The organism is Streptomyces sp. NPDC107546, from assembly GCF_055639175.1.
Map to the genome: position 1 here is coordinate 535122 of NZ_JBVKBA010000001.1, position 18833 is coordinate 553954.

The 18833-nt window shown below is 70.2% G+C and carries 16 protein-coding genes and 1 tRNA gene; 11 read left to right on the forward strand and 6 right to left on the reverse strand.

Annotated features, from left to right (window positions below):
- The first annotated feature begins 4 nt into the window (after positions 1 to 4).
- A complete protein-coding gene (locus tag ACZ7L1_RS02350; protein WP_055495910.1) occupies positions 5 to 208 on the forward strand; it encodes a cold-shock protein in 204 nt (67 codons plus the stop codon).
- 256 nt (positions 209 to 464) lie between these two features.
- Here ACZ7L1_RS02350 and ACZ7L1_RS02355 read toward each other — a convergent pair whose 3' ends face one another.
- Entirely contained in the window at positions 465 to 1025 is a 561-nt protein-coding gene (locus ACZ7L1_RS02355; RefSeq protein WP_471433445.1) for a hypothetical protein, read from the reverse strand.
- Between the two features lie 394 nt (positions 1026 to 1419).
- On the opposite strand from ACZ7L1_RS02355, the gene trhA reads away from it, so the two are divergent.
- From trhA to ACZ7L1_RS02390, 7 genes are all read left to right on the forward strand, one after another.
- Positions 1420 to 2073 carry a PAQR family membrane homeostasis protein TrhA gene (gene trhA / locus ACZ7L1_RS02360; protein WP_471433446.1) on the forward strand — a complete coding sequence of 218 codons (654 nt, stop codon included), beginning with the start codon at positions 1420 to 1422 and terminating at the stop codon, positions 2071 to 2073.
- A gap of 897 nt (positions 2074 to 2970) precedes the next feature.
- Positions 2971 to 3044 (forward strand) — tRNA-Met (locus ACZ7L1_RS02365).
- Positions 3045 to 3742: 698 nt separating this feature from the next.
- Positions 3743 to 4831, forward strand: a complete 1089-nt coding sequence (locus ACZ7L1_RS02370; RefSeq protein WP_471433448.1) for an IS110 family RNA-guided transposase — start codon at positions 3743 to 3745, stop codon at positions 4829 to 4831.
- 32 nt (positions 4832 to 4863) lie between these two features.
- Positions 4864 to 6162 carry a bifunctional 3-oxoadipate enol-lactonase/4-carboxymuconolactone decarboxylase PcaDC gene (gene pcaDC / locus ACZ7L1_RS02375; RefSeq protein ID WP_471433449.1) on the forward strand — a complete coding sequence of 433 codons (1299 nt, stop codon included), beginning with the start codon at positions 4864 to 4866 and terminating at the stop codon, positions 6160 to 6162.
- A gap of 71 nt (positions 6163 to 6233) precedes the next feature.
- Positions 6234 to 6869, forward strand: a complete 636-nt coding sequence (locus ACZ7L1_RS02380) for an MBL fold metallo-hydrolase (RefSeq protein ID WP_471433451.1) — start codon at positions 6234 to 6236, stop codon at positions 6867 to 6869.
- A 67-nt stretch (positions 6870 to 6936) separates the two neighbouring features.
- A complete protein-coding gene (locus ACZ7L1_RS02385; protein ID WP_471433453.1) occupies positions 6937 to 7716 on the forward strand; it encodes an exodeoxyribonuclease III in 780 nt (259 codons plus the stop codon).
- A gap of 70 nt (positions 7717 to 7786) precedes the next feature.
- Entirely contained in the window at positions 7787 to 8227 is a 441-nt protein-coding gene (locus ACZ7L1_RS02390) for a DUF6278 family protein (protein ID WP_471433455.1), read from the forward strand.
- Here the strand turns inward: ACZ7L1_RS02390 and ACZ7L1_RS02395 are convergent.
- A complete protein-coding gene (locus ACZ7L1_RS02395) occupies positions 8224 to 8868 on the reverse strand; it encodes a ScbR family autoregulator-binding transcription factor (protein ID WP_471433456.1) in 645 nt (214 codons plus the stop codon). The genes ACZ7L1_RS02390 and ACZ7L1_RS02395 overlap by 4 nt on opposite strands.
- A gap of 136 nt (positions 8869 to 9004) precedes the next feature.
- On the opposite strand from ACZ7L1_RS02395, the gene ACZ7L1_RS02400 reads away from it, so the two are divergent.
- Both ACZ7L1_RS02400 and ACZ7L1_RS02405 read left to right on the forward strand, forming a co-directional pair.
- A complete protein-coding gene (locus tag ACZ7L1_RS02400; protein WP_471433458.1) occupies positions 9005 to 9880 on the forward strand; it encodes a ScbA/BarX family gamma-butyrolactone biosynthesis protein in 876 nt (291 codons plus the stop codon).
- Between the two features lie 278 nt (positions 9881 to 10158).
- Positions 10159 to 10962, forward strand: a complete 804-nt coding sequence (locus ACZ7L1_RS02405; RefSeq protein WP_471433459.1) for an HAD family hydrolase — start codon at positions 10159 to 10161, stop codon at positions 10960 to 10962.
- 135 nt (positions 10963 to 11097) lie between these two features.
- On the opposite strand, the gene ACZ7L1_RS02410 is transcribed toward ACZ7L1_RS02405, so the two are convergent.
- The 3 genes from ACZ7L1_RS02410 to ACZ7L1_RS02420 form a co-directional block, all read right to left on the reverse strand.
- The gene (locus ACZ7L1_RS02410) at positions 11098 to 11253 is read right to left on the reverse strand and encodes a DUF6131 family protein (RefSeq protein WP_200418053.1); all 156 of its coding nucleotides are present in this window, start codon (positions 11251 to 11253) and stop codon (positions 11098 to 11100) included.
- 502 nt (positions 11254 to 11755) lie between these two features.
- Entirely contained in the window at positions 11756 to 13318 is a 1563-nt protein-coding gene (locus ACZ7L1_RS02415) for a CocE/NonD family hydrolase (protein WP_471433460.1), read from the reverse strand.
- 108 nt (positions 13319 to 13426) lie between these two features.
- Positions 13427 to 14176: a hypothetical protein gene (locus ACZ7L1_RS02420; RefSeq protein WP_471433462.1), complete on the reverse strand. Its 750-nt coding sequence runs from the start codon at positions 14174 to 14176 to the stop codon at positions 13427 to 13429.
- Between the two features lie 104 nt (positions 14177 to 14280).
- Here ACZ7L1_RS02420 and ggt point away from each other — a divergent pair, with 104 nt between their 5' ends.
- Positions 14281 to 16092 (forward strand): gamma-glutamyltransferase, encoded by a 1812-nt coding sequence (ggt, locus tag ACZ7L1_RS02425; RefSeq protein ID WP_471433463.1) that lies wholly within the window; start codon positions 14281 to 14283, stop codon positions 16090 to 16092.
- 21 nt (positions 16093 to 16113) lie between these two features.
- On the opposite strand, the gene ACZ7L1_RS02430 is transcribed toward ggt, so the two are convergent.
- Positions 16114 to 18723: an ATP-dependent Clp protease ATP-binding subunit gene (locus tag ACZ7L1_RS02430; RefSeq protein ID WP_471433465.1), complete on the reverse strand. Its 2610-nt coding sequence runs from the start codon at positions 18721 to 18723 to the stop codon at positions 16114 to 16116.
- Positions 18724 to 18833 lie beyond the last annotated feature (110 nt).

Below are 18833 nucleotides of genomic sequence, written 5' to 3' on the forward strand. Positions count from 1 at the left end.
GGGCATGGCAACGGGAACTGTGAAGTGGTTCAACGCGGAGAAGGGCTTCGGCTTCATCGCCCAGGACGGCGGCGGCCCGGATGTCTTCGCGCACTACTCCGCGATCAACTCCACCGGCTTTCGTGAGCTCCAGGAGGGCCAGGCCGTGACGTTCGACGTCACCCAGGGCCAGAAGGGCCCGCAGGCCGAGAACATCAACCTGGTCTGACCTCGCAGACCTGGCCGAGAGGTTGCGCACGCCGCGTCAGGCGGCCGGCGCCCGTGCAGGCCCTGCCTGCTGTCGCGCCGGGCCGGTGCAGGATCAGGGGGCCGCGCAGCAATGGCTGCGCGGCCCCCTGATCTGTGGAAGCCCGGGGCCGCTGCCACTTCGGCTTGAACCTTCCTGACCTCAGTCGCTGCAAGCGTCGTCGCCACGGGAGCCGCATGTCTGGCGCGGCTACGGTGCAGCTCGGAGGAGCCGACGTTCAGACGCTCGTCCAGGCGTCGAGGAAGGCTTTCCGTCCAGGCGGATCGTCCGACCTGCGGTCTGCGTGCAGGACGCGCCAGGCGGTGAGCTCGAGATCTCGGAGCCACAGTTCTCCGATGACCTGTGTCTTGAGGTCGGGCAGATGGTCGGACTCGACGAGGGCCTGACCGATCACCTCCCCGGCCGCGAAGCGCTGGGGCGGGGTCATCTCATCGACGGCCGAGAGGATCTGCCGGGCCAGGGCAGTTCCCTCTCCTGCCAGCGAACGCAGCACCGCATCCTTGATGTTGACCGGCAGCAGGTACGCGGTGCCCGAAGACCTCCACAGGTCCGACCAGAAGTGCTCTCCTGCAGCGGTGGGGGCAGGCAGCGCGGCCAGCAGCCCGAGGAGATGGCCGGTGGCCGCATAGCCATCGGAGTGGGCGGCTGCGACCACTGCGACGCCGGCGACGCCCTCCACATCGAGCTGGCCCGCCTCGAGATGCGGAGCCAGGTCCAGTTGGTGTTCCAACTGGTCCGCGAGCGCGGTGGATACGTAGGGGCGGACCTCAGGAAGCATCGGCGATCCTTGCGCGTAGGCGAGCGGAGATGCCCGTTCGTAAGCACTGATCGTTCCCAGGACCAGCCGTTCTACTCGGCTTCGGCAGGCCCAATTGGCGGTAGGCCAGCGGGGCCGGAGTTCCCACGGTGGCGAACCGGCTCAGATCCGGCGACGTGGCTCTGTTCTGGACCGACCTCCCGTCATGTGTCCGGGTGAGGTTTCCTAGCATGACCGCATGGTTGCCAGTGACACCCAGGAGCCCGGGGCAGGACGAGAAGCTGTGTCCCGCGACGCCGCTGAAGTCGAATGTGGTCACGTCGTGTCAGCGCGTGGAGGGCGCCGGGCAGACGGGCTACCCGACGAATCACCAGGCGGCCAGGCGGGGAAGGGCGCTCACTCGGTTACTGCTCTGGTGGAGCAGGTGGCCGACCTGGCCGAACCGATCAAGCCGAGGTTGCGCGGCTGGCTCCATGCTGGAATGGTCCCCGCCGCACTGATCGCGGGCGTCGCACTCATCTGCCTGGCCGGTACTCAGCAGGCGGTCCTGGCCTGCGCCGTGTACTCGGTCACCGCCTGGCTGCTGTTCGCGACGAGCGCCATCTACCACCGTGGCACCTGGGGACCGCTCGGTGAGGCGCTTCTGCGACGCCTGGACCACGCCAACATCTTCCTGATCATCGCCGGCACCTGCACCCCCCTGGCCGTGCTCCTCCTCCGGCCGGACCAGCGGTCCGTGCTGCTGTGGATCGTCTGGACGGGAGCGTTGGCCGGCATCGCGTTCCGGGTCCTGTGGGTCGGAGCTCCGCGCTGGCTGTACACCCCGTGCTACCTGGCCCTGGGCTGGGCGCCGGTAAGCTACCTTCCCGACTTCCTGCACACCGGCGGAGCAGCAGTAGTCATCCTGATCATTGTCGGCGGTCTCCTGTACAGCGCGGGCGCGGTCGTCTACGCCCTGCAGCGGCCCGACCCCTCACCCCGCTGGTTCGGCTATCACGAGGTCTTCCATGCCCTGACCGTGGCAGCGTTCACCGCGCACTACGCCGCCATCTCCCTCGCCACCTACTGACCGCGACAGGTTCGGGCTCGCGCCGCTCGTCACACACGTTGCCGCGTGTTGCTCCGCGACGGGCGGCGCGGTCCCTGGGCATCCCCTCTGCTTGAAATCCGCCGCAGCCCTGTCTGCAAGTCGGCTGTTTTCCGGGATGCGGCGCTTGGTGGGGCAGGGTAGGGACAGAGGAGCGAGAGAAGGCGAGTCAGCGGTCTTCAGCTGACCTGCGATGGTAGGCGCCCCGTGTTCGAGGCGGAAGACATGAGGGAATGGCGGGACCACGACGTGCTCGACCATCAGCGGCAACACACACGTTCAGGGAATCCGAGCACGCCGTGATCGATACCGGAGGGGACCCTGACAGCTGCCCCGAGAAGCTCTCAGTCCTCGTTCTTGTACATGCTGCTCCGCCCCGCATGCCAATCTTCGGCGCCGTCGACTTCAGCCAGGCCGCATGCTTACTCGGGTACCGCGTCACCGTCTGCGACGCCCGACCCGTCTTCGCGACCGTCGCCCGCTTCCAGTACGCCGACGGAGTCGTCGTGGCGGGTTCCGCAGCACCCTCTTCGTGCGCGGTGAAGGTAACCGGCGACGAGATCACCACCCTGGACATCAATCCTGCCGAGCAAGACGTCGGTGATGCGGCGGCCTTCCTCCGGACACCACCGAGTCCCCCTGGGCGGAACCGACGCTCGGACGCCGCAGTGGGCATGGCGTCCTCCTCCGGCGCTGCATGGACAGGCGGCCATGTGCATGACTGTGGGTGTGCGGTCTCGACGGGGAGCTTCCGGGGGGTGCTCGCTCGTCCGACGAGTCTGCTTGTTTGTTCACAGGCGGATGACGACCAGCGCGACGAGCGCATGCGAAAGTCGATTGGGTCGATTCCGATCGGTGCCGTACAGTTCACCGTACCGACGCGGGGTGGAGCAGCTCGGTAGCTCGCTGGGCTCATAACCCAGAGGTCGCAGGTTCAAATCCTGTCCCCGCTACTCAAACGTGAAGGCCCGGCATCCACCGGGCCTTCACTGTGTGTGTGCCGGTTCGGACCTGGCTCTCGGCGAACAGGGCACCGCGGTCGCAGAAGGCGTCAACGCACTGGGCTGCACCGGGGCCGTACGCCGCCTCAGCCACCGTGAACCAGCCAGGAAACCAGCGGTGCCCATGTCCCTCCCGTCTGTCCATGGTCGGCGGGGTCTGATCCATCGGAGAACAGTAGGTGGGTGCTGTCCTGCGGCGGAGTCTGACTCCTGAGATGCCGCGACCACCGGCCGGTGTTGCGCTGGGCGCCGGTGGAGCCGCAGCCGGTCAGCACCACCTCCTTGCGTGACGTCTCCCTGCCAATACGGGTCAGGAGCGGACGAGAGTCAACGCTTTGTCAGCCCGCTCAGTCAGATTGAGCATCGGTTCGGCCGAAGTCATCCGGCAGTGATCGAGTCATACAGCTGTACCGGGATCGATGGGACGGTTGTGCAGTGCCGTCCCGGGCGGGGGTCTGACTCGTGAGATCTATGACCGAAGTGTCCAGTCACGGACCTGTCGACTGCCGTTGCGGGACGCTGCCTGCCACCGAGCCACAGGGCGTGTCCCGATAGGGGTCTTGCCGAGTTCAGGCGCCATCACGGTTCAGACCGCCCGAGCAGGCCGGTGCCATCCACCCAGCACGTCACCACGCCGGAGTCGAACCACCATGACGACCAGACAGCGCAGCACCTCCTCGAGCACGGATCCGCCCGTTCGGCGCGAGGTCGTCCTGGGCGTGGACACGCACGGCGAGGTGCATGTTGCTGCCGTGATCTCCCCGCTCGGGAAGATCCTGGGAACGGAGTCCTTTCCCGCGACGGCGGCCGGCTATCGGCAGCTGCTCGTGTGGGCCCGCAAGCTGGGTACGGTGCGCCGTGCCGGTGTGGAGGGCACCGGCACCTTCGGCGCGGGCCTCTCCCGCTACCTGCTGGCTCAGCACGTCGAGGTGTACGAGGTGAACCGGCCTGACCGCTCAGCCCGCCGGCTGCTGGGGAAGTCGGACCCGCTCGACGCGCAGGCCGCCGCGCGAGCCGTGCTCAGTGGCCGCGCCCGGGCTCGGGCCAAGTCCGGCGACGGTCCGGTGCACAGTGCCCGGTTGTTCAAGCTCGCCAAGGACTCTGCAGTCAAGGCCCGTACCCAGGCGATCAACCAGCTCAAAGCCGTCCTGGTCATCGCCGACCCCGCACTTCGGGAACAGCTGTCCAGCCTGGGCAACCTTGAGCTGTTCCGCACCTGCGCACGCCTCGGCGGTGGGGGAGACGAGGACGCGGTGACCCAGGCCACCCACTTGACGTTGCGCATGCTCGCCGAGCGCATTGAGCAGCTCAGCGGACAGATCAACGAGCTGAACCAACGCCTGACCCGGCTCGTCGAACGTCACGCCCCACAGCTGCTCGTACCGGTGGGCATCGGCCCGGACAGCGCCGTCACTCTCCTGATCACCATGGGGGACAATCCCGAGCGACTGAACACTGAGGCGTCCTTTGCTGCCCTTTGCGGAGTCAGCCCCATCGAGTACTCCTCTGGCCGGCGGCGCACGCGCCGGCTCAACTACGGCGGCGACCGCCAGGCGAACGCGGCCCTCCACCGCATCGTGTTCACCCGCCTGCGCCACGACCCTCGCACCCGGGCGTACTTCGAACGCCGCACCCAGGAGGGCAAGACCCGACGCGAGATCATCCGATGCCTCAAGCGATACGCAGCCCGCGAGGTCTTCAACCTGGTCAGACCGGTTTCCCGCGCCCCCGCGTTATAGGGGCGTCCGTGAGACGTGAGAGGGTCTGGGGCGTGAGTGAGACACCCCCGAACACCCTGCAATACCGCTTTGACGGGCCAGAAGACGCTCCGGTCCTGATCCTGGGTCCCTCACTGGGCACCACCTGGCACATGTGGGACCGGCAGGTTCCGGAGCTCGCCCAGCAGTGGCGCGTCTTCCGCTTCGACCTGCCCGGTCACGGCGGCGCACCCGCCCACCCGGCGGGTGCCGTCGCCGACCTCACCGCCCGCCTGCTCGCCACCCTCGACGCGCTCGGTGTGCAGCGCTTCGGCTACGCGGGCTGCGCCCTCGGCGGCGCCGTGGGCATCGAACTGGCCCTGCGCCACCCCGAGCGCCTCGCCTCGCTCGCGCTGATCGCCGCCTCGCCCCGCTTCGGCACGGCGGACGAGTTCCGCCAGCGCGGTGTGATCGTCCGGACGAACGGACTGGACCCGATCGCCCGCACGTCCCCGGAGCGCTGGTTCACCGGAGGGTTCGCCGCCGCACAGCCCGCGATCACCGAGTGGGCCGTGCAGATGGTCCGCACCACCGACCCCGGTTGCTACATCGCGGCCTGCGAGGCGCTCGCCGCCTTCGACGTACGGGCCGAGCTGGGCCGTATCGGCGTGCCCACCCTGGTCCTCGTCGGCTCCGAGGACCAGGTCACCGGACCCGCCGAGGCACGCACCCTGGTCGCCGGAATCCCGGACGCCCGGCTCGCGGTCGTCCCCGGCGCCTCCCACCTGGTGCCCGTGGAACAGCCCGCGGCGGTCACCGACCTGCTCGTCCACCACTTCGCGACCGCGTGGCAGCCCGCCTTCGACGCGACCACCGGTCAGATGGCGGCGATCGCGGCGCCCCCGGCGAAGCCGGTGCCGGTCGCGCCGCCGCCGGTGGCCCCCGTGGCCGAGATCGCCCCGGCCGCGGCCCCGCCACAGCCCTCGGCCCCGCCCGATCCGTACGACACCGGGATCAAGATCCGCCGCGAGGTGCTCGGCGACGCGCACGTCGACCGGGTCCTGGCCTCCGCGGACGACTTCTCCGGCGACTTCCAGGAGTTCCTCACCCGCTACGCGTGGGGCGAGATCTGGAACCGGCCCGGCCTCGACCGGCGCACCCGCAGCTGTGTCACCCTCAGCGCGCTGGTCGCGGCCGGCCATCTGGACGAGCTCGCCGCCCACACCCGGGCGGCCCTGCGCAACGGCCTGACCCCCGCCGAGATCGGGGAGGTGCTGCTCCAGACCGCGGTCTACTGCGGCGTACCGGCCGCGAACCGTGCGTTCAAGGTGGCGCAGCAGGTCATCCGGGAGGAGACCACCCCGCAGGAGTGATCGCCAGCCGGGTACCAGGAACACCATGCCCGGCAGGCCCACGTCCCCCGGGGCGAGGGCAGGATGGACCCATGAAGCTCACGAAGAAGTCGCACGCCTGCATCCGGCTCGAGAAGGACGGGCGGACGCTCGTCATCGACCCCGGCACGTTCAGCGAGGAGGACGCCGCGGTCGGCGCGGACGCCATCCTGGTCACGCACGAGCACCTCGACCACTTCAACGAGGACCGGCTGCGGGCCGGCATGGAGGCCAACCCGGGCGCCGAGATCTGGACCCTGAAGTCGGTCGCCGAGCAGATCTCGGCGGCCTTCCCGGGCCGCGTGCACACCGTCGGCCACGGTGACACCTTCACCGCCGCGGGCTTCGACGTCCAGGTGCACGGCGAACTGCACGCCGTGATCCACCCGGACATCCCGCGCATCACGAACGTCGGCTATCTGATCGACGGCGGCAAGGTCTTCCACCCCGGCGACGCCCTCACCGTCCCCGACCACCCCGTCGAGACGCTGATGCTCCCGGTGATGGCGCCCTGGAACAAGATCGCCGAGGTGATCGAGTACGTCCGGGAGGTCAAGCCGCAGCGCGCGTACGACATCCACGACGCCCTCCTGACCGACCTGGCCCGCCCGATCTACGACCACCAGATCGGCGCCCTGGGCGGAGCCGAGCACCTGCGGCTGACGCCGGGCGGATCGGCGGATCTCTGAGGCGGGCGCAAGCCTCGGGAGACAGGGCGGGGGCCGGTTGTCGTACCCGCCGGGTAGGTTGTGAGGCATGCGCATCGCGACCTGGAACGTGAACTCGATCACCGCCCGCCTCCCGAGGCTCCTGGCCTGGCTGGAGAGCAGCGGCACGGACGTGCTCTGCCTCCAGGAAGCCAAGATCGCCGAGGACCAGTTCCCGTACGACCAGCTGCGCGAGCTGGGCTACGAGGCGGCGGTCCACGCGGACGGCCGGTGGAACGGCGTCGCGGTGCTGTCCCGCGTCGGCCTGGAGGACGTGGTCAAGGGCCTGCCCGGCGACCCGGGCTACGACGGCGTGGAGGAGCCCCGCGCCGTCTCCGCGACCTGCGGCCCGGTCCGCGTCTGGTCGGTGTACGTGCCGAACGGCCGCGAGGTGGACCACCCGCACTACGCGTACAAGCTGCAGTGGTTCGAGGCGCTGAAGGCGGCCGTCGCGGGCGACGCCGCGGGCAGCCGCCCGTTCGCGGTGCTGGGCGACTACAACGTGGCGCCGACGGACGACGACGTCTACGACGTCACGGCCTTCGAGGGCTCGACCCATGTCACCCCGGCCGAGCGTGCCGCCCTGGCCTCCCTGCGTGAGGCGGGCCTGGAGGACGTGGTGCCGCGCCCGCTGAAGTACGAGCACCCGTTCACGTACTGGGACTACCGCCAGCTCTGCTTCCCCAAGAACCGCGGTATGCGCATCGACCTGGTGTACGGCAACAAGCCGTTCGCGAAGGCGGTCAAGGACGCCTATGTGGACCGAGAGGAGCGCAAGGGCAAGGGCGCCTCGGACCATGCGCCGGTGGTGGTGGACCTGGAGCCGTAGCCGCCGGGGCGTGACGGCGGCCTCTGCGCGCCTGTGGTGTCTCGCAGCGCGTCGGTGTCACGCTGGGCGTATGAACATCTCCTTCCTGGGCAACTGGCGCAAGAAACGCGGTCCCGCCTTGGGTGTCGCGGTGTTCTCCGACGGTGGCGCCGACACGGACGCTGTCACCGGACTCCTGTCCGAATGCGAGCTGTTGCGTTCCCACGCCGAACAGGCGGGCGTCGAACTCGACGACTCCACCGCCTCGTTGGAGGCGCTGGACCAGCTCCTGCCGCGCTGGCGCGACGACGAGGAGACCCTGCCCTGGCTCGGGAACGACGCGGGCCTCTACCTGGGCACGGTCATCGTGCGCACGGTCCCCGGCGCCGCGTGGGAGATCTGGCCGAACGGCCACCCCGTGGTCCGGCTGGCCTCCGGCCGCGAGATCGACGTGGTCACCGACGGCCACACCTGGGCCTCCACGGGCGCCCCCGAGCTGTCCCAGGTGTATGCCGAGGCGGCGGAGCTCTAGTGACCTGAGACGTCGGCGGCCACCTGGGCGCGCACCGTGGCCAGCAGCGTCCGTGGCGCGGGCTCGGCCTGGAGGGCCGGAAGGAGCAGCAGCCACAGGTCGGTCAGGCGGTCCTCGATCAGCAGGCGGTCGTCGAGGGCGTCGGAGAGGGTGTGCAGCCCGAAGAACGCGGCGACCAGGGTGGGGGCGTCGCGGTTGGGATCCGCCCCGCGCGCGAGGTCTCCGTCGGCGCGTGCCTGGGTGAGCATTCGCTCGACCGTGGCGATCCAGTCCACGAAGGGCGGAGGCATTTCGACGTCGATGGACTTCCGCTCGGCCCACAGCCGGGCGCCCGCGCGGACGAGGACGTCGTCCCGGAATGCCCGGGCGACGGCGAAGCTGAGGCCGACGAGCTTCTCCAGGGCCGGCTTCGCGGCGGCCTCATGGCGCGCGATCATGGCCGGCCAGGTCGCGAAATGTGCCTTCACCACGGCAAGGGCGAGCTGTTCCTTGTTGGTGTAGTGGAAGTAGATGGCTCCGCTGGTGCGGCCGGACCGTTCACTGATGTCACTGATACTGGTGGCCACGTACCCACGTTCGAAGAACAGGTGAGCCGCGGCCAGTAATACGGCTTTGCGGGTTTCTTCCGCCCGATCCTGCACGCGTTGCCCCTTGTCCGTCGATGGGTCGCGAGGAGGAATGTAGCCGTCCCGCGGGAAGGTCAGGAGGGTCGCGCATGCGAAAGCAGCAATAGTCTTATTAGCTTTTTTCATGGATTCCCGCTTCTGTTGTTCGTCCTTGAGCTGGTCCAGGACCGTCGAACGCGAGGTGGTGCACCGGATCTCGGTGGCCGAGGTGCTGCTGACGGACGTCCGCTCGTGCGGGCCGCTCACCTTCTGCGCCGCCGCCGCGTGGACACGCTCGCACCCCACGTTCCCCCGCGGTCGTGACGACCGGCACAGTCCCTGGATGCTCGTCGAGACCCTGCGCCAGCTCGGCATCTGCGTTCCGCTGCGCCACTTCGGCGTGCCGGCCACGGCGCACTTCCTGATCGATGACGTCGCCTTCCGGCTCGACACGAGCGCGGAACCCACGGCACCGCACGGCGCCAGCGAGGTCACCTGCCGGGTGTCGGTCGGTGACCTCCGCGCCGACCGGAACGGAAAAGGGGTGCACGCGCTGCGGATGCGGGCCGAATTCCTGGCCGGAGGCCGCACGTTCGCACACGCGGCGGGCGGGGCACGGATTCTCGACGCCCGGCGGTACGCGGAAATCCGCTCCGGGCCCGCTGCGGCGGCCCTGGCTCCGGCGCCGGGCCGACGCCCCCGGCCGCAACCGGCCGTTCTGGGGGTCGAGTCGAGCGCCGACGTCCTCATCTCCCGTCAGCAGGACGACATCCTGGTGGACCCGGCCGATCCACGTCACCCCTACTACTTCGACCACGGCACCGACCATGTGCCCGGGATGGCCCTGCTGGAGGCGGCGCGACAGGCGATCGCCCTGCGCAGCGGAGGAATTCTGCCGCGGCCGGTTTCCGGCCGTATGACGGCCCTGAAGTTCACCGAACACGCACCGTCCGCGGTCATCCACTGCTTCCCGCGCGGCCGCACCGGCTTCTTCTGCATTCGGCAGGGCGGCGAGCGTACGGCCGAGGGTGTGCTGCGTTATCGATGAGGCGTCACCCACACGTGGGTATTGCGGTGGCAAATCTTCACGACTGCTCCAAAAGAGCGTAGCGTTCATTATGTTTCTGGTTCCGGATGCGGTCAGGACCACCGCAGACCGCGATGTGTGACCCGTGCATGCGTGAACCAGTCATCTCGGCCTGCGATGTCACGCTTTCCCGACGCTTTCCCGAAGCGAAGAAAGCGCAGCAGGCGCACACCGGCATTCCCACCGGCGGATCGTGCCGCCTTCCGGCCGTTCCGTCCTGCGCCAAGAACGGCACACACATGACGACCCATCGTATTTTCGACTGGACTCCAGCGGCCGTCGTCTTCGATTGCGACGGCACACTGGTGGACTCCGAACGGCACTGGCAGCAAGCGCGGGACACGGTCCTGCGCGGCCACGGCGTCGTACCCGACGCGGAGTTCACGCACCGCAGCAAGGGCCTGCACTACACCGAGTGCGGGGCCCTCATGGCCCGCGTCGCCGGCAGACCCGACAGAGCCGAGGAGATGACCCGGCAACTCCTGGCGGCGTTCCGCGCTCTCGTCGCCGAGGATCCCGTGCCGATGCCCGGGGCGCGGGCCCTGGTGACGGCCCTGAGCCGGGCGGTACCGCTGGCCGTGGCCAGCAACTGCCCCGCAGACGTGGTGGAGTTCTCCCTCGAGTCCGTGGGACTGCGGCACCACTTCCGGCACATCGTCGTGCCGGGCGCGGGAGTACGTCCCAAACCCCACCCCGACACCTACGCCGAGGCCGCGCGGCGCCTGGGCGTGGAGTGCGGCAGGGCCCTGGCCGTCGAGGACTCGCTCAACGGGCTGAAGGCCGCCTGTGCGGCGGGCCTGCGGGCCGTCGGAGTGGGGCGGACGCCCGGCGGGGAGGCCGTGGCCCTGGCCGACCTGTGGGTGGACACGCTGGAGGACCCGGGACTGCTCGCCTGGGCGCGCGGTAGGCCCACCGCGCTGTGGGACGAGCCCGGCACCGCACGCCCCGCCCGGCCCCGTCCGACGGTCCCCAGGCAGGGCGGAGCGCCCCAATCGGGAACTAGCGCCGTGCCCCGGCGGCAGACGTGGGACGGATCCGGCTGACCTCCGATCGCGACGCCCGACCCGGGCGCGGACATGGACGGGCCCCGCCGCCACGAGCCGGGTGAACCCGGCTGCGCGGAGTGCGGGGCCCGCCGGATGCCGCCGGTCGCGGCGGCGCCCATCGACCGACCGGCACTACCAGTAGTGCCGTCGCCCGAACACCGCGTGTCCGAGAGAGCCGAGGAGCCACAGTACGGCTCCGATGACGACGAGGATGATCCCGATCGTCCAGAGAATCGCGATGTGCGCGACGAACCCGATGATGAGGAGAATGATCCCCAGGATGACCATGACGCCTCCCGACGAGGGCTGCCGCCGGGCCGTGACCCCTTGAGCTGTGCCCGATAAATCCTATTTTCGGAGTTCCCGGCGTGCCGCGGCCCCAAACCACACCCCGGGAGGTGGTGCGGTGTCACCGCTCAGACGGCCGGAGTCGCGCCGAAACGGTCGCCGACCAGGCGGGACGCCCAGCAGTAAGTCTCGGGTCCGGCTCCGGTCGGCGAGCGCGGCAGACGGCGGCAGACGCACCGGTGCACCTCGGCGAAGCGGTGGGTCCACGGTGATCGCGGGAACGAAGGGGCGGCGGCGGCCGGGCGCGGAGACCGGTCGTGGGTGAGCGGGGGCTCGGCGGTGCGTGGCCGTCCGCCCGGCGCATCCCGCCGGGTCTCGACTACGATGTGCCGTTCGTCCCCGTGGTGTTGGCGGCCGTGGGGATCCCCCCGCGGTCCGTCGACCGCGAGGGGAAGGGGAGTAGCAGCTCAGAGGGCCGGGCCCGGAAGGCGGCAGCCGAAGATCACTGCTCGCGCAGCGGAATCGACACGTAGGACGGGTCGTTCGCGGGCGAGGAGAAGGTCAGCTGTGCGCCGGACGGGTTGTGCTCGATGTACAGCGGGTCGACCGTGTCGATGACCAGCGCGAGGCGGTGCCCTGCCGGGACGTCGTAGGCCGTGGAGAACAGCTCCAGGTCGACGCCGAACGGCGTGCCGGGCGTTCGCCCGTGCCAGGTGTACGGCGCGTTGCTGACCAGCTTGCCGAGGCCGAGCGGGCCCACGTCGTACAGGTATGCGATGAGGGTTCCGCTCTCCTTGGTGGGCGTGAGTGTGGTGTGCAGCTTCGCCGTGCCGCGCACGTGCTGGGCGCTTCCGTACTTCTCCGACCGCCACACGGCGGCCCAGCGGCGCGGAAGCAGCGGGATCGACGCGACCGGCGGGAGCCGGCCCACCTGGTCGAGGATGCTGGAGAGGAAGACGATCCCGCCGTCGGCGCCGGAGTCGACGTTGGCGTGGATGGTCGTGGAGCCGGCGAGCGCGATCTTCCGGCGGGTCGCGGCGATCGACTTCCAGTCCGGGTAGCCCTCGTATCCCCCCGCGCTACGGGACTCCAACTGGACCGGCTGCTCACGGTCGATGCCGTTGTCGACGCCCTTGAGATAGTGGTCCAACCAGCGTTCGGTGTCCGTCCAGACGTCGTTGGGCAGCCCGAACAGGCCGGTCAGTTCGGCGGTCGCATGGTCGCCGGGGCGCAGTTCGAGCCGCTTGGGCACGGTCAGCTTCTGGTAGAAGTCGGCGCACTGGTTCGCCGGGAAGACCGTGTCGCCCCAGGCGTTGGCGAGCATGACGGCCGGGCGGTTCTTGTTCAGCTGGTCGACATAGGTTGCGGCGGAACGTTTCCGCCCCCAGTCGATCATCTCCTGCTCCTTCGAGAGGTTCGAGGAGTACAGGTTGTCGAAGATCTTGCGCAGTTCGGGGCTCTCCCGGCCGGTGAGGGTGGCCGCGCCGTCCAGGACGGCCGCCGCCTGCACGTGCTGGGTGCGGCCCGAGTAGATCGAGTCGATGAGATCCGCCCAGCCGCTGAGGGCGGCCACCGCCTTGATGCGCTTGTCGTGCGCGGCGGCCAGCAGGCTGATCCCGGCGCCGTACGAGACCCCGGCCATGCCGACGTGCGCCGGATCGGCAGGAGTGTGTGCGAGGGCCCAGTCGATGACCTTGGAGGCGTCCGCTATGTCCGGCGGACCGGCCACTTCTATCTGTCCGCCGGACTGCCAGAAGCCGCGCACGTTGTAGGTGAGCACCACATACCCGGTGTCCGCGAGCTTCTGGGCCTGCGTCAGGTACTCCACCTGCGGCAGGCCCCAGCTCGTGGGCAGCACGATGAGCGGGTAGCGGTGCGAGCCGTCGGCGCCGGCAGGCGTGACGACGTTCGCCTTCAGTACGGTGCCGCCGTCGCCGGAGATGTCGACGAAGCGGACGCTGCCGGCCTGGGCGGCGGGCGCGAGGCCGACGACGGTACCGGCGACCAGCGCCGCCGACACGGCTCCTGCGGCGGCTGTGCGCAGAGGGGTGCGACCGTGTCCCATGGGTCACTCCTTCACTCGTGTCAGTGCAAAGTGACCCGACGGTAACCGTGCGTCCTTACCGCAAGTAACCCGTCGGTAAGTTACGTACCGGTAAAGTTTGTTGAACCGCTAAGCGGTCGTGTCGGCGGAGGCCGGCTCGGGCATAGGGGTCCGCGCCGCCCGCGTCACGTCCGCGACCAGCTCGACCACATCCGGGCCATACGCCTGCGAATTGACCACCTTCAGCAGCAGCACGAAGGACCCGGTGCCGTACCTGCGGTGCAGCCGCTCGTGGTGACGGGCGAGATAGCGGGTCGCGGCCTGGTTGTCGACGGCCCGCTGACCGCAGAAGAGGAACACCGGGCGGGAGTCCTCCTGCCCTTCCGCGGTGAGCCGGGCCAGCAGGACGTACTCGCTCCGGCCGCGCTCCATGCGGTAGTGCTCGCCGCCGATCCTGAACGTGCCCCGCTCCGCCGCGGGTTCGGGGTCCGTGTTGACCCACACACCCGGCAGCAGCGAGGAAAGGTGGGCCGCCATCCGGCGGTTGGAGTAGGGGCCGCCGACGCAGAACTCCGTCCGCCCGCCGAAGCCCTGCTGGGTGGCGTCGTGCGCCACGACCTGGGCACGCGCGTGGCAGTCCTTGATCAGAGCGGAGAGTTCGAGCAGGGCGAACACGTCGTAACGCTTCACCGACAGCTCCGGTCCACCTGCCGCGCGGTTGACCACCAGCAGCGACTCCGAGTGATCCGGCAACCCGAAGAACGCCTGTTTGCGGCGCAGCTTGCGCCTCCACAGGTACGTACGGGCGAGCCAGCCGAGCGCGGCACTGATGCCGGCGGCTATCACCCCGAGGACGATGTTGCGCACGTCGTCGTTCATGGCCGCGCATGCTAGTCCCCCATTCGGACCGCTGGTCGAGGCGGTGCTGACGGGGCCATGGCAATGTGGTTACCCTGCGTGGACGCACGCCACTGGAGGTACGAATGCGTCGCCCTGTCGCGCGGAAACTGGCGGTTTCGGCGGTCTCGGCCGCCCTGGTGTCGGTGGGAGCGGCGGCGCCGCCGCACGCCGCCACGGGGCCGGGGAGAACGACTCCGGCGAAAGTGCCCGTGGCCGTGGGCTACGGCGGGGCCGTGGCCAGTGTCGACGCCGACGCGTCCGCCGCAGGCATCGAGGTCCTCAAGAAGGGCGGCAACGCGGTCGACGCGGCCGTCGCCACCGCCGCCGCGCTCGGCGTCACGGAGCCGTACTCCGCGGGCGTCGGCGGAGGCGGCTACTTCGTCTACTACGACGCCAGGTCCCGTACGGTGCACACCATCGACGGCCGCGAGACGGCACCGTTGAACGCCGACTCGAACCTGTTCGTGGAGAACGGCAAGCCGCTCGCCTTCGCCGACGCCGTCAGCAGCGGCCTGAGCGTCGGCACCCCCGGCACGCCCGCCACCTGGCAGAAGGCGCTGGACGAGTGGGGCACCAAGCGGCTCGGCACGGTGCTGAAGCCGGCCGAGCGGATCGCCCGCGACGGCTTCACCGTTGACGACACCTTCCGCTCCCAGACCGCCTCCAACGAGACCCGCTTCAGGTACTTCCCGGACACCGCCAAGCTCTTCCTGCCGGGCGGCCGACTCCCCGTCGTCGGCTCCACCTTCAAGAACCCCGACCTCGCCCGCACCTACGAGGAGCTGGGCCGCAAGGGCATAGGCGCGATCTACCACGGCGACCTCGGCGAGGACATCGTCGCCGCGGTCGACAAGCCCCCGGTGGACCCGGCTTCGGGCTGGAACGCCCGCCCGGGCAAGCTGTCCGAGAAGGACCTCGCGGCCTACGGCGCCAAGCTCCAGGCGCCCACGAAGACGTCCTACCGCGGCCTCGACGTCTACTCCATCGCGCCCTCGTCCTCCGGCGGCACGACCGTCGGCGAGGCGCTCAACATCCTGGAGAGGACGGACCTGTCGAAGGCGAGCGAGGTGCAGTACCTGCACCACTTCATCGAGGCCAGCCGTATCGCGTTCGCGGACCGCGGTCGCTGGGTCGGCGACCCCGCCTTCGAGGACGTGCCGACCAAGGACCTGCTGTCGCAGAGGTACGCCGACTCACGCGCGTGCCTGATCAAGGACGACGCGGTGCTCACCAGCCCCCTCGCGCCCGGAGACCCGCGCCACCCGGCGCCCTGCGCGACCGGCGGTACGGCGGCGCCGACGACGTACGAGGGCGAGAACACCACGCACCTCACGGTCGCCGACAAGTGGGGCAACGTCGTCTCCTACACCCTCACCATCGAGCAGACCGGCGGCAGCGGCATCACCGTCCCGCACCGCGGCTTCCTGCTCAACAACGAGCTCACGGACTTCTCCTTCGCCCCCGCCAACCCGGCCGTGCACGACCCCAACCTGCCGGGCCCGGGCAAGCGTCCGCGCTCCTCGATCTCCCCGACGATCGTGCTCGACAAGCAGGGCCGCCCGGTCGTCGCGCTCGGTTCGCCCGGCGGCGCGACCATCATCACGACCGTGCTGCAGACCCTCACCGAGTTCCTGGACCGGCGCCTGCCGCTGGTCGACGCGATCTCCGCACCGCGCGCCAGCCAGCGCAACGCGGCGAGGACGGAACTCGAACCCGCCCTCTACAACAGCTCTCTGCGCGACCGGTTGGAGGCCATCGGGCACTCCTTCACGCTGAACCCCGAGATCGGCGCTGCGACGGGCGTGCAGCGCCTGCCCGGGGGCAAGTGGCTGGCCGCCGCCGAGAAGGTGCGACGCGGTGGCGGTTCGGCGATGGTGGTGACCCCGGCGCCCTGACGGCCGCCGGGAGGTTCACCCTCACCAGGGTGCGGCCCCGCCTTCCGGGGCGCGGGTCGCACCGCCGCCCGGCTCCCCGTCGGCGGAAGCCCGCGCCGAGGCCTGCGGCCCCGGGTGGAACGCGAGTCGGTCGTCCTCCACGTCGACCTCGACCCGGCTGCCGCGTTCGATCCGGCCGTCCAGGAGCAGACGGGAGAGCCGGTTGTCCAGCTCCCGCTGGATCGTGCGGCGCAGCGGGCGAGCGCCGTACTCCGGCTCGTAGCCGCGCTGCGCCAGCCACTGCACGGCCCGCTCGCTGAACGTCACGTCGATGTCCTGCGCCTGCAGCCGGCGCCGGGTCTTGTCGAGCAGCAGGTCGGTGATCTGCCGCAGTTGGTCGGCCGTCAGCTGGCGGAAGACGACGATCTCGTCGATACGGTTGAGGAACTCCGGCCGGAAGTGCTCGCGCAGCGGACGCAGGATCCGCTCCCGCCGCGCGTCCTCGTCCGCGGCGGTACCGCCCGCACCGAATCCGATGCCCGCGCCGCGCCGGGTGATCGCCTCCGAGCCCAGATTGCTCGTCATCACGATGACCGTGTTGGTGAAGTCCACCGTCCGGCCCTGGGAGTCGGTCAGCCGCCCGTCGTCGAGGACCTGCAGCAGGATGTTGAAGACGTCCGGGTGCGCCTTCTCCACCTCGTCGAGCAGCAGCAGCGAGTACGGGTGCCGCCGTACGACCTCGGTGAGCTGCCCGGCCTCCTCGTGACCCACGTACCCGGGCGGGGCGCCCACCAGCCGGCTGACGGTGTGCCGCTCCTGGTACTCGCTCATGTCGAGCCGGACCATGCGCTCCTCGCTGCCGAACAGCGCCTCCGCGAGCGCCCGCGCCAGCTCCGTCTTGCCGACGCCGGTCGGGCCGAGGAACAGGAAGCTGCCGATCGGCCGGTCGGGGCTGGCGAGGCCGGCCCGTGAGCGCAGCACCGCGTCGGCGACCACGGCGACCGCCTCGTCCTGTCCGACGACCCGCTGGTGCAGGTGCTCCTCGAGGCCGAGCAGCCGTTCCTTCTCCTCCTGGGTGAGCCGGCTCACCGGGACGCCGGTCTGCCGCGACACCACCTCGGCGATGGCCTCCGTGGTGACCTCCAGGTGCTGCCCCTCGTCGGCCTCGGACTCGCCGCTCGCCTCCTCGATCCGCTGCTTCAGCTCCACGATGCGGTCACGCAGCCGCGTGGCCTGCTCGTACTGTTCGTCGGCCACCGCCTGGTCCTTGTCCCGGGTCAGCCGCTCGACCTCCCGCTCCAGGGCCCGTACGTCCGTGCCCTTGGTCTTGGCGCGCAGCCGCACCCGGGCGCCCGCCTGGTCGATCAGGTCGATCGCCTTGTCCGGCAGATGCCGGTCGGTGAGATAGCGGTCGGACAGCTCCACGGCGGCCACCAGCGCCTCGTCGGTGTAGCGGACCTGGTGGTGGGCCTCGTAGCGGTCGCGCAGCCCGCGCAGGATCTCGATGGCGTCCTGGACGGACGGCTCGGGCACCAGGATCGGCTGGAACCGGCGCGCCAGCGCCGCGTCCTTCTCGATCCGTCGGTACTCCTCCAGCGTGGTGGCGCCCACCACGTGCAGCTCCCCGCGGGCCAGGGCGGGCTTGAGGATGTTGCCCGCGTCCATGGAGCCGCCCTCCGCGCCGCCGCCACCGGCGCCGACCACGGTGTGCAGCTCGTCGATGAAGACGATCAGCTCGTCCGAGTGCGCGCGGATCTCGCCGACGATGTTGTTCAGCCGCTCCTCGAAGTCGCCCCGGTAGCGGGTGCCGGCCACCACGCCCGTCAGGTCCAGCGAGACGACCCGGCGGCTGAGCAGCACGTCGGGCACGTCGCCGTCGGCGATGCGCTGCGCGAGCCCCTCGACGATGGCGGTCTTGCCGACGCCCGCGTCACCGATGAGCACCGGGTTGTTCTTGCCGCGGCGGGAGAGCACCTCGATGGTCTGCTCGATCTCCTCCTCCCGCCCGATCACCGGGTCGATACGGCCCTGCCCCGCGAGGTCGGTGAGATCGCGACCGTACTTGTCCAGAGTGGGGGTCGAGGTGGGGCGCGGCCGTTCGGGACGCTGCGCCACGTGGTCCCCGGCCTCCGGGGGCAGGGGAGAGGGGGTGAAGCGGTGCGAGTGGAGGATGTGCCCGGCGGCCGAGTCGGGGTTCGCGGCGAGCGCGCTGAGCACGTGCTCGGGGCCGATGTAGCCGGTGCCGCTGGCCCGGGCCAGTTCGTGCGCGTCCAGCAGGGCGCGCTTGACGGCGGGCGTCAGGGAGAGCGAGGTGGGCGGCGGCGCGTCGCCCGAACTCTGCTGGGCCGGGCCGGAGCGTTCGTCGATCTCCGAGGCCAGCGAGTCGGGGTCCGCCCCGGCGCGGCTGAGCAGACTCCGGGTCGGTTCGGTGGCGAGCGCGGCGCGCAGCAGATGCTGGGTGTCCAGATCGCGACTGCCGTGCTCGGCGGCGTAGCGCGCGGCGCCGGCGACCAGTTGCCGGGCCGGCTCGCTCAGGAGCCGCCCCAGGTCGATCTGCCGGGGACCGGGACGCTGTCCACCGAAGATACGTGCGAAGAACTCTGCGAAGGGGTCCGAGCCGTAGCCCTGCGGACCCGTGAATCCGCTGGTCATGGCCTTCCGTTCCGCTGATGTACATGCCGGTCCGTCGCGGGTGCCCGGGGTTGTCCGAGTTACACCTGCGGTGCGTGCGTTTGCACCGGTGGTGCGTGCGCGCACCTGCG

Bases quoted from the DNA above. Each gene is read 5' to 3' on its own strand.
- ggt (WP_471433463.1), top strand. From the start codon at position 14,281: ATGCGTCGCCCTGTCGCGCGGAAACTGGCGGTTTCGGCGGTCTCGGCC.
- ACZ7L1_RS02430 (WP_471433465.1), bottom strand. From the start codon at position 18,723: ATGACCAGCGGATTCACGGGTCCGCAGGGCTACGGCTCGGACCCCTTC.
- ACZ7L1_RS02350 (WP_055495910.1), top strand. From the start codon at position 5: ATGGCAACGGGAACTGTGAAGTGGTTCAACGCGGAGAAGGGCTTCGGC.
- ACZ7L1_RS02385 (WP_471433453.1), top strand. From the start codon at position 6,937: ATGCGCATCGCGACCTGGAACGTGAACTCGATCACCGCCCGCCTCCCG.
- ACZ7L1_RS02380 (WP_471433451.1), top strand. From the start codon at position 6,234: ATGAAGCTCACGAAGAAGTCGCACGCCTGCATCCGGCTCGAGAAGGAC.
- ACZ7L1_RS02405 (WP_471433459.1), top strand. From the start codon at position 10,159: ATGACGACCCATCGTATTTTCGACTGGACTCCAGCGGCCGTCGTCTTC.
- ACZ7L1_RS02420 (WP_471433462.1), bottom strand. From the start codon at position 14,176: ATGAACGACGACGTGCGCAACATCGTCCTCGGGGTGATAGCCGCCGGC.
- ACZ7L1_RS02415 (WP_471433460.1), bottom strand. From the start codon at position 13,318: ATGGGACACGGTCGCACCCCTCTGCGCACAGCCGCCGCAGGAGCCGTG.
- ACZ7L1_RS02370 (WP_471433448.1), top strand. From the start codon at position 3,743: ATGACGACCAGACAGCGCAGCACCTCCTCGAGCACGGATCCGCCCGTT.
- ACZ7L1_RS02355 (WP_471433445.1), bottom strand. From the start codon at position 1,025: ATGCTTCCTGAGGTCCGCCCCTACGTATCCACCGCGCTCGCGGACCAG.
- ACZ7L1_RS02390 (WP_471433455.1), top strand. From the start codon at position 7,787: ATGAACATCTCCTTCCTGGGCAACTGGCGCAAGAAACGCGGTCCCGCC.
- ACZ7L1_RS02410 (WP_200418053.1), bottom strand. From the start codon at position 11,253: ATGGTCATCCTGGGGATCATTCTCCTCATCATCGGGTTCGTCGCGCAC.